Raw genomic sequence first — 15601 nt, 5'->3', positions numbered from 1 at the left:
ACTCGTGGGGACCGTCCGGGAAACGCTGAGCAACGCTGAACAAGGCTTACCAACGCAACATGCCGCAGCCGCTCCGGCAACCTGCCGACGAGCCTGGCTGGTGCTGTGCCAGAAAGGGCGCTTCGTGGCCGATTCCGGCAACCCCAACGAGAACATCCCGTCCACCGACGCCGGCGAGAACAGCGCGGTGACCTCGTCGAACGGCGAGGTCACCGCCTCGTACGACGCCAGCGCCATCACTGTCCTCGAAGGCCTGGACGCGGTCCGCAAGCGCCCTGGTATGTACATCGGCTCCACCGGTGAGCGCGGGCTGCACCACCTCGTGTACGAGGTGGTCGACAACTCCGTCGACGAGGCGCTGGCCGGCTACGCGGACACCATCGACGTGACGATCCTCGCCGACGGCGGCGTCCGCGTCATCGACAACGGCCGCGGCATCCCGGTGGGCATCGTCGCCTCGGAGGGCAAGCCGGCCCTCGAGGTCGTGCTGACCGTGCTGCACGCGGGCGGCAAGTTCGGCGGCGGCGGTTACGCGGTCTCCGGTGGTCTGCACGGCGTGGGCGTGTCCGTCGTCAACGCGCTGTCGGCGAAGGTCGCCGTCGAGGTCAAGACCGACGGTCACCGCTGGACGCAGGACTACAAGATGGGCGTCCCCACGGCGCCGCTCGTCAAGCACGAGGCCACCGAGGTGACCGGCACGTCGGTCACCTTCTGGGCCGACCCGGACATCTTCGAGACCACCGAGTACTCCTTCGAGACGCTCTCCCGGCGCTTCCAGGAGATGGCGTTCCTCAACAAGGGCCTGACGATCAAACTCACCGACGAGCGCGAGTCGGCGAAGGCGACCGCCGGCGCGGACGAGGCGGGTGCGGACGAGAAGGACGAGGTCAAGACCGTCACCTACCACTACGAAGGCGGCATCGTCGACTTCGTGAAGTACCTCAACTCCCGCAAGGGAGACGTGGTCCACAACACCGTCATCGATCTCGAGGCCGAGGACAAGGACAAGAGCCTGTCCCTCGAGGTCGCGATGCAGTGGAACAGCGGTTACAGCGAGGGCGTGTACTCCTTCGCCAACATCATCCACACGCACGAGGGCGGTACGCACGAGGAGGGCTTCCGCGCGGCCCTGACCTCGCTGATCAACAAGTACGCGCGCGACAAGAAGCTGCTGCGCGAGAAGGACGACAACCTCACCGGTGACGACATCCGTGAGGGTCTGACCGCGATCATCTCGGTCAAGCTGAGCGAGCCGCAGTTCGAGGGCCAGACGAAGACCAAGCTGGGCAACACGGAGGCCAAGACCTTCGTGCAGAGGGCGGTCTACGAGCACCTCAACGACTGGCTGGACCGCAACCCCGTCGAGGCCGCGGACATCATCCGCAAGGGCATCCAGGCGGCCACCGCGCGCGTGGCGGCCCGCAAGGCCCGCGACCTGACCCGCCGCAAGGGCCTGCTGGAGTCGGCGTCGCTGCCGGGCAAGCTGTCGGACTGCCAGTCCAACGACCCGACCAAGTGCGAGATCTTCATCGTCGAGGGTGACTCCGCCGGCGGCTCGGCCAAGTCCGGCCGCAACCCGCAGTACCAGGCGATCCTCCCGATCCGCGGCAAGATCCTGAACGTGGAGAAGGCCAGGATCGACAAGATCCTGCAGAACCAGGAGATCCAGGCGCTCATCTCCGCCTTCGGCACCGGTGTGCACGAGGACTTCGACATCGAGAAGCTCCGCTATCACAAGATTATCCTGATGGCGGACGCCGACGTCGACGGCCAGCACATCAACACCCTGCTGCTGACCTTCCTGTTCCGCTTCATGCGGCCGCTGGTCGAGGCCGGGCACGTCTTCCTGTCCCGTCCGCCGCTCTACAAGATCAAGTGGGGCCGGGACGAGGTCGAGTACGCCTACTCCGACCGCGAGCGCGACGCGCTGCTGGAGATGGGCCGCCAGCGCGGCAAGCGCGTCCGCGAGGACTCGATCCAGCGCTTCAAGGGCCTCGGCGAGATGAACGCCGAGGAGCTGCGCGTGACCACCATGGACCAGGAGCACCGCGTCCTCGGCCAGGTCACCCTCGATGACGCCGCCCAGGCCGACGACCTGTTCTCGGTCCTGATGGGCGAGGACGTCGAGGCCCGGCGCCAGTTCATCCAGCGCAACGCCAAGGACGTCCGGTTCCTCGACATCTGAGTCGGTCTCAGCTGACCGCACCAGAAAGGATCTTCACCAGCAATGGCCGACGAGAACACTCCCGTCACCCCTGAAGAGGGCGGCGACATCGTGATGCGCATCGAGCCCGTCGGGCTCGAGACGGAGATGCAGCGCTCGTACCTCGACTACGCGATGTCCGTCATCGTCTCGCGTGCGCTGCCCGACGTCCGGGACGGTCTCAAGCCCGTCCACCGCCGCGTCCTGTACGCCATGTACGACGGCGGCTACCGCCCCGAGCGCGGCTTCTACAAGTGCGCCCGTGTCGTCGGCGACGTCATGGGCAACTACCACCCGCACGGCGACAGTTCGATCTACGACGCGCTGGTCCGCCTCGCGCAGCCGTGGTCGATGCGGATGCCGCTGGTGGACTCCAACGGCAACTTCGGCTCTCCGGGCAACGACCCGGCGGCGGCCATGCGCTACACCGAGTGCAAGATGGCGCCGCTGTCGATGGAGATGGTCCGCGACATCGACGAGGACACCGTCGACTTCACGGACAACTACGACGGCCGCTCCCAGGAGCCGACCGTCCTGCCCGCTCGCTTCCCGAACCTGCTGATCAACGGCTCGGCCGGTATCGCGGTCGGCATGGCGACCAACATCCCGCCGCACAACCTGCGCGAGGTGGCGGCCGGCGCCCAGTGGTACCTGGAGAACCCGGAGGCCTCGCACGAGGAGCTCCTGGACGCGCTCATCGAGCGCATCAAGGGCCCGGACTTCCCGACCGGCGCCCTCGTGGTCGGCCGCAAGGGCATCGAGGAGGCGTACCGCACGGGCCGCGGCTCGATCACCATGCGCGCGGTCGTCGCGGTCGAGGAGATCCAGAACCGCCAGTGCCTGGTGGTCACGGAGCTGCCCTACCAGGTCAACCCCGACAACCTCGCGCAGAAGATCGCCGACCTGGTGAAGGACGGCAAGGTCGGCGGCATCGCGGACGTGCGCGACGAGACCTCCTCGCGCACCGGCCAGCGCCTGGTCATCGTGCTCAAGCGGGACGCGGTCGCCAAGGTCGTCCTGAACAACCTCTACAAGCACACGGACCTGCAGACGAACTTCGGCGCCAACATGCTGGCGCTCGTCGACGGCGTCCCGCGCACCCTCTCGCTCGACGCGTTCATCCGCCACTGGGTGACGCACCAGATCGAGGTCATCGTCCGCCGTACGCGCTTCCGGCTGCGCAAGGCCGAGGAGCGCGCGCACATCCTGCGCGGCCTGCTGAAGGCCCTGGACGCCATCGACGAGGTCATCGCGCTGATCCGGCGCAGTGACACCGTCGAGATCGCGCGCACGGGCCTGATGGACCTCCTGGAGATCGACGAGATCCAGGCGAACGCCATCCTCGAGATGCAGCTGCGCCGACTGGCCGCCCTGGAGCGCCAGAAGATCGTCCAGGAGCACGACGAACTCCAGGCGAAGATCACCGAGTACAACGCGATCCTGGCCTCCCCGGTCCGTCAGCGCGGCATCGTCAGCGCCGAGCTCGCCGCGATCGTCGAGAAGTACGGCGACGACCGCAAGACGATGCTGGTGCCCTTCGACGGCGACATGTCCATCGAGGACCTGATCGCCGAGGAGGACATCGTCGTCACCGTCTCGCGCGGTGGCTACGTCAAGCGCACCAAGACCGTCGACTACCGGGCGCAGAAGCGCGGCGGCAAGGGCGTGCGCGGCACGAAGCTGAAGGAAGACGACATCGTCGACCACTTCTTCGTCTCGACCACCCACCACTGGCTGCTGTTCTTCACCAACAAGGGCCGGGTGTACCGCGCGAAGGCGTACGAGCTGCCCGACGCCGGCCGGGACGCCCGCGGCCAGCACGTCGCCAACCTGCTGGCCTTCCAGCCCGACGAGGCGATCGCGGAGATCCTCGCCATCCGCGACTACGAGGCGGTGCCGTACCTGGTCCTGGCCACGAAGGGCGGCCTGGTCAAGAAGACGCCTCTGAAGGATTACGATTCGCCGCGTTCCGGCGGTGTCATCGCGATCAACCTCCGCGAGATGGAGGATGGTTCCGACGACGAACTGATCGGAGCCGAGCTCGTTTCGGCCGATGACGATCTGCTTCTGATCAGCAAGAAGGCTCAGTCGATCAGGTTCACCGCCACGGACGACAGCCTCCGGCCCATGGGCCGGGCCACCTCGGGTGTCAAGGGCATGAGTTTCCGTGAGGGCGACGAACTTTTGTCGATGAATGTTGTTCGACCCGGTACGTTCGTGTTCACTGCCACAGACGGCGGGTACGCGAAGCGGACCGCCGTCGACGAGTACCGCGTCCAGGGTCGCGGCGGCCTCGGCATCAAGGCTGCCAAGATCGTGGAGGACCGCGGGTCGCTCGTCGGCGCGCTGGTGGTCGAGGAGGCCGACGAGATCCTCGCCATCACGCTGTCGGGCGGTGTGATTCGTACGCGAGTCAACGAGGTCAGGGAGACGGGCCGTGACACCATGGGCGTCCAACTGATCAACCTGGGCAAGCGCGATGCCGTGGTCGGCATCGCTCGTAACGCCGAGGCGGGACGCGAGGCGGAGGAGGTCGACGGCGATGCCGTGGACGAGACCGCCGAGGGTGCCGCGGACACCGGCACGGACGAGGGTGAGGTGCCCTCGGCCGAGTAGCACGAGGAGTGAGTCATCGTGAGCGGAGCCACGGGCGCCGGATCTGCCGGTACCTCCACTGGTACGGACGCGGACGGCGGCGGCCGTGGCTCCGCCGCGCGTGCGGCGGATCCGCACACCACCCAGCTGCGCAAGATCGACGCCGACGCGGCCGACTCGCCCTCGCCCGACTCTCATGGAACCCAGGGGGGAACTGTGACGGACTCCCGCGGCCCGCAGACCCAGCAGCACGAGGCTGGAGCGGGCCCGGCCGCGCCGGGCGCCCAGCCCCGGCCCGCGGCGCAGCAGACGGCCTCTCCGCTCCCCGGGGAGCGGCAGCCGCAGCAGCCCGCCGGGCCCTACCACCCGCCGCAGGCCTACCAGAACCAGCAGGCTCCGGCCCCGGCCGGCGCCGTACGGCGGCCGCGTACCGGCGCGCGCACCACGCCCCGTATCCGCAAGGCACGTCTGCGCGTGGCGAAGGCCGACCCGTGGTCGGTCATGAAGGTCAGCTTCCTGCTCTCCATCGCGCTGGGCATCTGCACGATCGTCGCGTCCGCCGTGCTGTGGATGGTGATGGACGCCATGGGCGTCTTCTCGACGGTCGGCGGCACGATCTCCGAGGCGACCGGCTCCAACGAGTCGAACGGCTTCGACCTGCAGTCCTTCCTGTCGCTTCCGCATGTCCTGACGTTCACGTCGATCATCGCGGTCATCGACGTCGTCCTCGCGACGGCTCTCGCGACCCTCGGCGCGTTCATCTACAACCTGTCCGCGGGCTTCGTCGGCGGCGTCGAGCTGACGCTCGCGGAGGACGAGTGACCTTCACCCCGAAGGTCCCTTGAAACCTCCTCCGCCGGCCCTGGGACAACCGATTTTGGGACTGCGCACGTCGTGCGCTAATCTTCAGGGGTCAGCGCGCGGGACATACACCGCAGAGCGCGGCGGGGCTATAGCTCAGTTGGTTAGAGCGCATCCCTGATAAGGATGAGGCCACAGGTTCAAATCCTGTTAGCCCCACCAGCACGAAGACCCCCGGTCCGAATGGGCCGGGGGTCTTCGGCGTCTGCGGCCGACATCAGCCGATGAATCGATCCTGCGCTACGGATGAGAAGTGCCCTCTTCAGACGCTGCCCTGTTCGCAGATCCGGCGGGCGACTTCGCGGAGCTTCACGTTCTGCTCCTGTGAGTAGTGGCGCAGGACGTCGAAGGCCTGCTCTTCGGTGACGTGGCGGGCGCCCATGAGGATGCCCATGGCCTCCCCGATCGTGTGGCGGGTGGAGACGGCCTGTTCCATCTGGGCGTGAGTGCGGGCGGCGGAAAAGGCGACTGCGGCGTGGGAGGCCAGCAGCCAGCCGGACAGTTCGCTGACCTCGGTGAATGCGCCGGTCTTACGGGAGTACAGGTTCAGCGCGCCGAAGTCCTCGTCGTCGGTGAACAGCAGGAAACCCATCATGCTGCCGACGCCGAGCGCATGGGCCTGGGGCGCGTAGACGGGCCAGCGCTGCGCCTCACCCGTGAGGTCGGCGATGCGGAAGACCCGCTCCCCCCGCGAACTGCGGGCGGCGTCGAAGCACGGGCCTTGCCCCAGCTGTTCCTGGAGCCGGTCGCTGTCGACGACCATCTGGTCGGTGGGTGCGAGGGTCTCCACCCCCTTGCCGTGCAGCATGAGGATTCCTGCAGCGTCGCAACCGTCGACCAGCTCGGTGGCCGAAGCGGTGATCCGCTCCAGCGTGGCGTCCACCGAGTCCCGCGCCAGCAGATCACGCGCCAAGGACGCCATCTCCTGCGCGAACCGATCCCAGTCCACCATGCCCTCCATCCTGCGTCTCGCCTGGCATAACCCCTGATACCCCGTCTTTCGCTCAAGCTGCACCACGGCGCCTGTGAACAGCGGAAGACCCCCACCGGCCACCGGTGGGGGTCTTCCTGTCGCGGATTGAGTACGCAAACTCGCCGCTGGGTCGGAGATGCGGGGCGGGCCCTCAGAGTTGGAGTGGAGTGCCTTGCTTAGGGACGGTGACGAACGCGTCCGTCGGCAGGTCGATCTCCATGCTCACCGTTCCCGCGCACTCGTCCGTGTCCGCCTGTGGGCGGAGGCGGCAACTGGGGGCCTTTCCGTGGGCCTCGGCGTGGATGCGCTGTTTCATCGTGGGGGGCAGGGCGCCGGCGCTGGACCAGGACCACTGGGGGACCGGTGTCGTCACGGGAGGCGTGCTGTTGCCGGTCGGCTCGGTGTGCGCTACCGCCGCGGTGGCGGTCGTCGTGATGAGTCCGAGCGCCGTGCACAGCGCGAGGAAGGCGGTGACGATGGCGGTCCACAGCTTCATGACCTGGTTCTGGGCCATGGCCCCTCACTTTCGGGTCTGGGCGATTTGCGTACTTTCCTCATGATGTGTATGTGGGCCGCGAAGTGTTGGACCTACGCCCGCGCCGTGTCGAAGTTCGGATGAACACCACTCGGATGGGCGTAAACAGCAAGAAAGGATAAGAATCGGGTGCAAAGTCACCGCGCGTGAGGGTGTGATCACCCTCAGATCGGAACGCCGTCCTCCCGTTCTACGGCGTTGTGCCGGACGGGAGTTGGGGGCCCACGCAGGTCACCGATCGGTATCGGCCGGTGTGTATAGTCGGGCGCCAGAGGTCCCCTACGTCAAGGAAAGACGAGGTCGCGCGGTGAAGAAGCTTCTCCTGGTCGCACTGGCCGCCATCGGCGGGCTCCTCGTGTACCGCCAGATCCAGGCGGATCGCGCCGAGCAGGATCTGTGGACGGAGGCGACTGACTCCGTGCCCACGGGTTCGTGAGTATCGACAACGGATTCTGAGCAGACCCCGGCCGTCCTTGCGGTCGGGGTTTTGTGTTGCGCGGATGAGGTGCGGCCCGGCGGGGCAGGATGGGCCACGGTCCGGCTGACGCCCGGCCGCTGCGGTCCGGGTGGCCGCCGGGGGGACGACGAGGGGTGGCGCGTGATGGGGCGGCGTACGGCGTGGTGGCGCGCGGGGGTTCGGCGCGGGCGTCCGTCCGCACGCGTGCGCGTGGCGGCCGCGGCGGCGGTGCTGTATACGGTGGCGATACCGGCGTCCTGGTCCGCCGAGGCGGCCCCTGCCGCGGGCGCCCCGAGGGCCTCCGCCCCCTCCGCCGCCTCCTACGCCTTCGCGGCGAGCGCCCAGAACGTCGACGGGGCGACGGGGACGACGGACGCCCCCCGCCTCCAGGTCGGCAAGACGTACCGGAGCTCCCTCTCGAAGGGCGCCAAGGTCTACTACAGCTTCGACCTCGACGCCGACTCGAACACCTACGTCTCCGCCACGGCCGTCCCCGGCAAGGGCGCCAAGCTCTCCGTGACCGACGGCATCAGGGTGTCGGTGCAGAACACCGACAGCAACTCCTGCTCGTACCAGAGCGCGAGTTTCGGCGCCGCCAGGAGCCCGCACCCCGTCACGGCCTGGGGCGCCCGTACGACCTCCCCGGCCAACCCGGTGTGCAAGGGCGCCGGCGCGTACTACGTGGTCGTCGAGCGCGTCGGTATGGCGGACTCCTCACCCGGCCCCTGGGACCTGGAGCTCACGGCCGTGTCCGAACCGCCGGTGAACAAGGCCGGTTCGACCAGCGCTCCCAAGGTGTGGGACTCCGCCTCGCCCACGCCCGTCACGGGCGCGCCCAAAGCCAGCCAGGGCGGCGCGGGGTACTCCCGGGCGACCGCCGTGGGACAGGGCGTCTGGCGTGCCGACATCTCGCCCGGGCAGACGCTCTTCTACAAGGTCCCGGTCGACTGGGGCCGGCAGCTGTCCGCCACCGCCGAACTCGGCACCGCGAGCGGCGGCGGCCACGGGTATGCGGTCGACGCGCTGGACCTGACGCTCTACAACCCCGTGCGCGCCCATGTCGAGGACACGAGCGTCGGCTACGACGGACAGCAGCAGTCGGCCTCCCTCGCACCGGTGCCGCCCGTCGAGTACGCCAATCGCTACGCCGTCGGAGACCAGCTGAGCGGAATGCGCTTCGCCGGCTCGTACTACCTCGTGCTGCACCTCTCCAAGGGCGTGGCCGACGAGTTCGGCCACGGGCCGTTCGGGCTGACGCTGCGCGTACGGCTCGGGGGCACGGCGCAGGACGGTCCCGGGTACGCGGGGCCGTCGGTGCCGCGGAACGTCTTCGAGATCACGGACGAGGACCGGGAGAACGCGGCGGCAGGGGGAGCCGTCGGCGGGAACGCCGCGATGACGGCCGTCGCCGTCGGCGGGATCGGCGCGGGCACGGTGGTGCTGGCCGTGCTCGGGGTGTGGACGGTCACGGCACGGCGGCGAGCGGGAGCCTGAGCAGCGCGGGTCGGCGGCGGGCCGGCAGTCGGCGACCGGCTCAGATCCGGGTCAGCGCCCAGAACCCCACGGCGTAGCAGGCCAGCGCGAGCAGCAGGAGCGGGATCGCCACCTTGGCGGGTGGGCCGGGACGGCGTGCGGGGCGGGCGCGGCGGGCGCGGTGGTTGCGGCGCGTGGGCTCCTGCGAAATCTCCTGGCCTGGAGGCGGAACCTGGGGGACCTGGGCGGTGTACGAAGCAGTAGAGGCATCGGCGCGGTGGTGCGGCGCCGGATTCAGGGCCTGAGCGGAGTACGGCGGTGCGTGCGACTGGGGGGAGGGCAGCACATGCGTGGGATCGTGCGGGGAGACGTAGGCGGGCTGCTGGTGGCCGCCTTGATGGGGCTGTGTCTGGGACGCCGGTGCGTGGGGTGGTGTCGGCGTCTGTGGAGCCGGAGTCCGGCCGGAGGAGACGGTCGCCTGCGGGGGCGGCAGGTGGAAGCTGCCGGTGTCCGACATGGAGGGCGGCCCCGTGGGGACGGACGACTCGGACGCGGGCCCGGTGCCTTGACGGGGGTCACGCCGCGATGGACCACCCGTGGACGATACGGCGCCCTCGTCCGACGTGGACGGCGCGGCGGCCCCATCGGCCTCAACGGGCCACGAAGAAGCCTCACTTGTGCCGGTCCCGGAGGTGTCTGCCGCCCTCCTGGCCGCGACGCCGGGTGCCGGCTTGAGGGGCCCGGCCGGACCGAACCCGGGCGGCAGCGGCCCGAGTTGGTCGAAGATCTCGATCAACTCGTCGTCCGGGCCGGGGTCCGGAAGCAGTTCGGCGGCGGTGGCGAGCGCCTTGCGCGCCCCCGTGGCCGTACGGAACCGGGTCTGCGGATCGGGCTGGAGCAGCGTCGCCACGACCTCCCACAGAGGCTCGGGGATGCCCTTGGGGGCGTTCGGCGTCCCGTGCGCGGCGAAGTACTGCACGAGCGCCTTGGCGTCCGGCTTGGCACCCTCCAGCAGGTACAGCGCGACCAGCCCCACGGCGAACAGGTCGGCGGGGAAGTCCGGTTCCGCGCCCATCATCTGCTCGGGCGCGAGATAGCCCGGCGTGCCGACGACAAGGTTGGTCTCCGTCAGACGCGGCTCACCCAGGCGCATGGCGATGCCGAAGTCGGACAGCCGCAGCCGCGGCCGGCCCGTGCCCGTGGCCTCCAGCAGCACGTTGGCGGGCTTGATGTCGCGGTGCATGACGCCTTCCCCGTGCACCGCGGACAGCCCCGACAGGAGCTGGTCGATCAGGACGCAGACATAGCCAGGGGGCAGAGGGCCGTAGTCCCCGATCAGATGGACCAGGGAGCCACCGGCGACGAGGTCCATGGTGAACAGGACCTTGTCGTCGTCGGCGGCCCAGCTGGCGGGCGCGAGCACATGGGGGTGATCGATCCGCAGGGCCTGCTCGCGGACGAAGCGCAGCAGGGAGTGCGCGTCGCTCTGCTGGAGCACCTTGGCGGCCACATAGCGGCGGCGACGATGGTCCCAGGCGCGCCAGACGGCGCCGACCCCTCCGCGTCCGATCGGGTCGACCAGTTCGTACCGGCCGGCGAAGACCTCACCCATGGCTGTGCGTCGCTCCTCCCCCTGCGGCTACCCCCCTTGCTTGCCCCTCGACGAGCGATACGACTCCCCCTTGCGCCCCCTTGCGTCGTTTCTCGACGAGCGTGACGAGTGATACGGACCCCGGCTTCTCCTCGGCCGTCGGCCCGGCTGCCGAACCCCCTTCGGCGACCGGGCTCTCGGGCTCAGCTCTGGTGCGCCTGGTAGTGCGTGACCGCGTCCGAGGTGCGGCCGGCCCCGTACACCCGGAGGAACTCTGCCAGCTCCGGGTGGCTCGGGGCGAGGGTGTCCGCGGCGTCGATGATGTCGCCCGCGGCGGCCACCGAGCGCAGCAGCGACTGGATCTCGCGGACCACCCGCTTCACCGTGGGTGCGCCCGAACTGCTGGTCGTGGTCGTGGTGTTGCTGAGCACCGATCCCCCCTGCGACTTCTTGATCTCTTCCATGCGCTCGGTGGCCTCGGCCGCGCTCACGCTGCCGTCCGCGACCTGCCCCGCCAGGTCCTGCAGCAGCTGCACCCGCTGTACGACGGCCGGGTTGCCGATCTTCGCCCGCTGGCCGCTCATCAGCTGTGACAGCATCGGCGCCGACAGGCCCAGTACCCCCGCGAGCCGGGCCTGGTTGAGGCCGAGGTCTTCTATGAGCTTACGGAAGAGCGCCCCCAGCGGCTCCCCGTACCAGTTCCGCTGCAGTTCCCGCGCTCTTGCGGTCGCTTCCTGCTGTGCGGCGTCCATTGCGTCTCCCCATCGCTTCCCCAAGTACTGTGGTTCGCTGTAGCGAACCACGCCGAGCATCTTACGAAGCGTGGTGGTTCACGGGGACCCCCAATCTTTTTGCGAGATCCCGGGGATGACCCGGTACTCTGGTCTGCGGCGCCCACCGGTACGCGGTTTTTCCGGGGGATGCTCCCATTCCGGGGCCTTAGCTCAGTTGGTAGAGCGCTGTCTTTGCATGGCAGATGTCAGGGGTTCGACTCCCCTAGGCTCCACCGCGAAAAGCCCCTCCACCTGCGGAAACGCAGGGGGAGGGGCTTTTGCGCAGCTGGATGCGTCCCACGTGGTTCCGGCTGATCGCCTCAGCCGGTGCCGGCTCCGACCTCGGCCCCCGCTTCGGCCCCTGCTTCGGCGTCCGCCCCGTTCTCCGCCTCGCTCCGGGCGCCGTCCCGTGCGGTCGCGGTCATCGTCGCCGGATCGGTGACGCCCTCCGGGCGCAGCCGGGCGATGGTGGCGGGGTGCGCGACGGACGGCAGGATGTGACGCCACATCACGGCGACCCGTCCGCGCAGATCGGCCCTGCGGTTGATGGCCTCGGACACCAGCTGGACGCCGGTGAAGGTGGCGACGATGAACTCCGCGGTCTCCCTGGGGACGACCTGGGGCAGCACCTCGCCCTGGTCCCGCCCCTCGGTCAGCAGCCGGGTGGTGAGGTCGAACCAGTCGCCCCACGGGTGTGTGCCGTGGAAGAAGACGCCCTCGATGCACAGCCGCGTGCCGGCCCGGGCGATGGCATCGTGGCGCAGGCCATGGGCGAACTGGTGCGTGATGTCGATGATCGACTGCAGGGGGGAGAGCCCGGGCTCCGCGCTCACCAGGCCGGACTGCCCGTCCATGATCGCCTGGGCGAGCGACTCCTTGGAGGGGAAGTGGAAGTACATCGCGCCCTTGGTGACCTTCGCCCGGCGCAGGATCTCCGAGGTGACCGCACGTTCGTAGCCGTACTCGGCGAACACGCTCGCTGCGGCTTCCACGATCGAGCGCCGTGTCTGCAGCGCACGAGCCTGCTTGGCCATTTCTTTCCCTCCGGCCCCATGGTTTTGCGCCAACTCTACCCGACCAGACGGTCTGTTTCCGGTAGTCGTTCTTCGAGGTCAGGGAGGGGTTATATGCCGTCCCCTGACGGCCCGTCTGATCTGCTGAAGGGCTGATCCGCAGAGTCTGTGGCGTAGTTCTGCAGCGAGAAGAGACTGCCGGGTCTGTTTCGGGCTCGATGGAGTCGCGCCGTCAGTTATGACGGGGACAGGTGCTGGAGGTGTCCGAGGCCCGTATGGCCGGGCACCCATGTTTCACGTGAAACACAGCCGTGGGACGGGAGACCCTCAAGTCTCCCGTCCCACGGGGAAGTTCGGAACGCGGAAGATCAACGGCCGTCGTCGTGCTTCGCGGCCTCCTCCTCGGCTTCCTTGGCCTGCACCTCAGGGTCCAGCACCGACTTGCCGCTGCCGTCCACCGACGAGAGCCGGCTCGACTCCGGAACCTCGGTCGCCGCGGGCGGCTCGACCAGCCAGTCCGGGTTGGCCTGCTTGTCCCACCACTTCCAGGCGGCGAACGCACCGCCCGCGAGCGCGCCGACCACCAGCAGGAACTTCGCGGCACGGCCGGCCCTCGCGCGCCGTTCGTGCTTGCGGACGAGCTTCTGGATCTCCTTGGACGTCACCTGGCCGCGCAGTGCGGCCAGCGCGGCGGCACCGCGTGCGGCGGCCTCGTCCCTGGCGGGCCCGGCGGCGGCGACGGCCTGCTCGAGCCTGGGCCGGGAATAGTCGGCGGCCTGCCGCGCGGCCAGCCGGGTGCGGACGGCGGCCTCATGGGCGGCCTGGTCGACCTTCGGCGGCACATACGTCATGGCCTGCTCAAGGCGTGGCGCGACATGGGCGTCGTACTGGACGCGGGCCTGATCGGCGGCCTGCGACACCTTCGGCGCGAGCCGTACGCGTGCCTCGTGTGCGTAGTGCGCAGCCCTGTCCTTGGCCGTGTCGGCGTAGGGCGCCACCACTTCCGCGGCGTGCAGCACGCTGTCCTTCGCCGAACCGGTCGCGGCGCGCACGCTGTCGATGCGGGTCACGGGTTCCTCCTCCTCGGTGGCGTACGGTATTTCGACTTTCCACCCTTTTACGGATCATGCCTTCCAACAGACCCCGGGGCATGTGAGGGCGGGCATCCGGGTCATGCATACCGACTCCGGACCAACTCCGATCAAGAGCCGATCTAGAGCCGATCTAGAGCCGAGTGAGTCCAATAGAGGATGAATACGGGGCAACAGGCGCTTGTCGTCGACAATGCCACGGATCCCCGCCGAGCGCTCCCGGCCCGGACGGACTCGACTGTTTTTACTGCAACCGACTTCCCCATATCCGCATCTGTAGACGGCCGTCAGGCCACGAGTGCCATGGGCCGTGCGAGGATCAGGGCAGCACAGGAAGACAACGGAAGGCACATCGTGGCCGAGCAGCTCTACGCCACCCTGAAGACCAACAGTGGCGACATCGAAGTCCGGCTTCTGCCGAACCACGCGCCCAAGACGGTCCGCAACTTCGTCGAGCTCGCCACGGGTGAGCGGGAGTGGGTCAACCCGTCCACGGGTCAGAAGTCCTCGGACAAGCTGTACGACGGCACGGTCTTCCACCGGGTGATCAGCGGGTTCATGATCCAGGGCGGCGACCCGCTGGGCAACGGCACCGGCGGCCCCGGGTACCAGTTCGAGGACGAGTTCCACCCCGACCTCTCGTTCAACAAGCCCTACCTGCTGGCCATGGCCAACGCCGGCCCGGGCACCAACGGCTCGCAGTTCTTCATCACGGTCTCCCCCTCGACGTGGCTGAACCGCAAGCACACCATCTTCGGCGAGGTCACCGACCCCGCCAGCCAGAAGGTCGTCGACGCGATCGCCACCACGCAGACCAACCCGCGCACCGACCGCCCGCTCCACGACGTCGTCATCGAGTCTGTCGTGGTGGAGACCCGCCAGGGCTGACTCGCCGCAGGGCAGGAACCAAACGCCCCGCTCATCCGTAAAGATGGGCGGGGCGGTGCTTTTTGTGCACAGCGCACCAACGACGACGTAGGGGAACTCATGGACCAGGCGCCAGGCAGCCCGCAGGGCCCGGGGGATCAGGGGCCCCAGCACGCCCAGAGCCTGCCCTGCTGCTACCGACACCCCGACCGCGAGACCGGCGTCCGCTGCACCCGCTGCGAGCGCCCGATCTGCCCCGAGTGCATGGTCGACGCCTCCGTGGGCTTCCAGTGCCCCGAGTGCGCCCGCGGCGACTCCGGCACCGGTCACTCCCCGGCCGCGTCCCGTCCCCGCACGCTCGCCGGTGGCAGCGTGGCCACCGATCCGCGGCTGGTCACCAAGGTGCTGATCGGCATCAACCTGGCCGCGTTCCTGGTCCAGATGTCCGTCGGGGACCGCTTCACCAACCGGTTCGAGCTGATCGGCCAGGCCTACGTGCCCCTCCTCGGCGGCGTCGAGGGCATCGCGCACGGTCAGTACTACCGGATGCTGACCGCGATGTTCCTGCACGGCAGCTACATCCACATCCTGTTCAACATGCTCAGCCTGTGGTGGATCGGCGGTCCCCTGGAAGCGGCGCTCGGCCGGGCCCGCTACGTGACCCTCTACTTCGTCTCCGGACTGGCCGGCAGCGCGCTCACCTACCTGATCGCCGCCCCCAACCAGCCCTCCCTCGGGGCCTCCGGCGCGATCTTCGGTCTCTTCGGTGCGACCGCGATCCTGATGCGCCGGCTCAGGTACGACATGCGGCCGGTCATCGCGCTGCTGGTGATCAACCTGATCTTCACCTTCGGCTGGAGCAACATCGCCTGGCAGGCCCACATCGGCGGCCTGGTCGCCGGCGTGATCACCGGCTACGCGATGGTGCACGCCCCGCGTGAGCATCGCGCCCTCGTGCAGTACGGCACCTGTGCTGTTGTCCTGGTCGTCGTCGTGGTCATGACCCTGGTCAGGACCACTCAGCTCACCTGATGTGCCTGGTTGTCCACAGCGGGTGGCCAATCTTGTGCATAGCGCGCAGGAACAGCTGTGCCCCCTGTCACTGACCGTGTTTGCGCAGGTCAGGCAGGGGGCGAACAAGCTTGCGAAGAGCCTTGTGATGGTCGTAC

13 protein-coding genes and 2 tRNA genes are annotated in these 15601 nt (G+C 68.8%); 9 read left to right on the top strand and 6 right to left on the bottom strand.

From position 1 onward, the window contains the following. Nucleotides 1-100 precede the first annotated feature (100 nt). From gyrB to ACIBN2_RS27245, 4 genes are all read left to right on the top strand, one after another. Entirely contained in the window at nucleotides 101-2185 is a 2085-nt protein-coding gene (gene gyrB, locus ACIBN2_RS27260; protein WP_399138050.1) for a DNA topoisomerase (ATP-hydrolyzing) subunit B, read from the top strand. 42 nt (nucleotides 2186-2227) lie between these two features. Continuing rightward, nucleotides 2228-4819, top strand: coding sequence for a DNA gyrase subunit A (gene gyrA / locus ACIBN2_RS27255; protein ID WP_399138048.1), 2592 nt, complete (start codon nucleotides 2228-2230; stop codon nucleotides 4817-4819). Between the two features lie 18 nt (nucleotides 4820-4837). After that, nucleotides 4838-5620: a DUF3566 domain-containing protein gene (locus ACIBN2_RS27250; RefSeq protein ID WP_399138046.1), complete on the top strand. Its 783-nt coding sequence runs from the start codon at nucleotides 4838-4840 to the stop codon at nucleotides 5618-5620. Between the two features lie 124 nt (nucleotides 5621-5744). Further along, nucleotides 5745-5821: transfer RNA gene (locus ACIBN2_RS27245), tRNA-Ile, on the top strand. Nucleotides 5822-5921: 100 nt separating this feature from the next. Here the strand turns inward: ACIBN2_RS27245 and ACIBN2_RS27240 are convergent. Then, entirely contained in the window at nucleotides 5922-6611 is a 690-nt protein-coding gene (locus ACIBN2_RS27240; RefSeq protein ID WP_399138044.1) for a GAF and ANTAR domain-containing protein, read from the bottom strand. Nucleotides 6612-6783: 172 nt separating this feature from the next. Next, complete coding sequence (locus ACIBN2_RS27235; RefSeq protein WP_399138042.1) at nucleotides 6784-7146, bottom strand: DUF6344 domain-containing protein; 363 nt, start codon at nucleotides 7144-7146, stop codon at nucleotides 6784-6786. 328 nt (nucleotides 7147-7474) lie between these two features. Here ACIBN2_RS27235 and ACIBN2_RS27230 point away from each other — a divergent pair, with 328 nt between their 5' ends. Next, nucleotides 7475-7603, top strand: a complete 129-nt coding sequence (locus ACIBN2_RS27230; RefSeq protein ID WP_003999697.1) for a DLW-39 family protein — start codon at nucleotides 7475-7477, stop codon at nucleotides 7601-7603. 165 nt (nucleotides 7604-7768) lie between these two features. Continuing rightward, a complete protein-coding gene (locus tag ACIBN2_RS27225) occupies nucleotides 7769-9118 on the top strand; it encodes a hypothetical protein (protein WP_399138040.1) in 1350 nt (449 codons plus the stop codon). A 40-nt stretch (nucleotides 9119-9158) separates the two neighbouring features. Here the strand turns inward: ACIBN2_RS27225 and ACIBN2_RS27220 are convergent, their stop codons facing one another. Beyond that, nucleotides 9159-10709 carry a protein kinase gene (locus ACIBN2_RS27220; RefSeq protein ID WP_399138038.1) on the bottom strand — a complete coding sequence of 517 codons (1551 nt, stop codon included), beginning with the start codon at nucleotides 10707-10709 and terminating at the stop codon, nucleotides 9159-9161. 182 nt (nucleotides 10710-10891) lie between these two features. Further along, nucleotides 10892-11440, bottom strand: a complete 549-nt coding sequence (locus ACIBN2_RS27215; RefSeq protein ID WP_384269150.1) for a helix-turn-helix domain-containing protein — start codon at nucleotides 11438-11440, stop codon at nucleotides 10892-10894. Nucleotides 11441-11621: 181 nt separating this feature from the next. Between ACIBN2_RS27215 and ACIBN2_RS27210 the strand changes: the two genes are divergently transcribed. Further along, nucleotides 11622-11694, top strand: a tRNA-Ala gene (locus ACIBN2_RS27210). A gap of 87 nt (nucleotides 11695-11781) precedes the next feature. Here the strand turns inward: ACIBN2_RS27210 and ACIBN2_RS27205 are convergent. Both ACIBN2_RS27205 and ACIBN2_RS27200 read right to left on the bottom strand, forming a co-directional pair. Next, nucleotides 11782-12495, bottom strand: coding sequence for a ScbR family autoregulator-binding transcription factor (locus ACIBN2_RS27205; protein WP_399138036.1), 714 nt, complete (start codon nucleotides 12493-12495; stop codon nucleotides 11782-11784). Nucleotides 12496-12842: 347 nt separating this feature from the next. Then, entirely contained in the window at nucleotides 12843-13544 is a 702-nt protein-coding gene (locus tag ACIBN2_RS27200) for a DUF5324 family protein (RefSeq protein ID WP_399138034.1), read from the bottom strand. Between the two features lie 375 nt (nucleotides 13545-13919). On the opposite strand from ACIBN2_RS27200, the gene ACIBN2_RS27195 reads away from it, so the two are divergent. Both ACIBN2_RS27195 and ACIBN2_RS27190 read left to right on the top strand, forming a co-directional pair. Further along, the gene (locus tag ACIBN2_RS27195) at nucleotides 13920-14453 is read left to right on the top strand and encodes a peptidylprolyl isomerase (protein ID WP_399138032.1); all 534 of its coding nucleotides are present in this window, start codon (nucleotides 13920-13922) and stop codon (nucleotides 14451-14453) included. A gap of 99 nt (nucleotides 14454-14552) precedes the next feature. Further along, entirely contained in the window at nucleotides 14553-15464 is a 912-nt protein-coding gene (locus ACIBN2_RS27190) for a rhomboid family intramembrane serine protease (RefSeq protein ID WP_399138031.1), read from the top strand. The last annotated feature ends 137 nt before the right edge of the window (nucleotides 15465-15601 follow it).

This window comes from Streptomyces sp. NPDC050534 (assembly GCF_044457745.1).
Lineage (GTDB): Bacteria > Actinomycetota > Actinomycetes > Streptomycetales > Streptomycetaceae > Streptomyces.
Note: the sequence above shows the minus strand (reverse complement) of the source record. Positions and strands in the feature narration are given on the sequence as shown.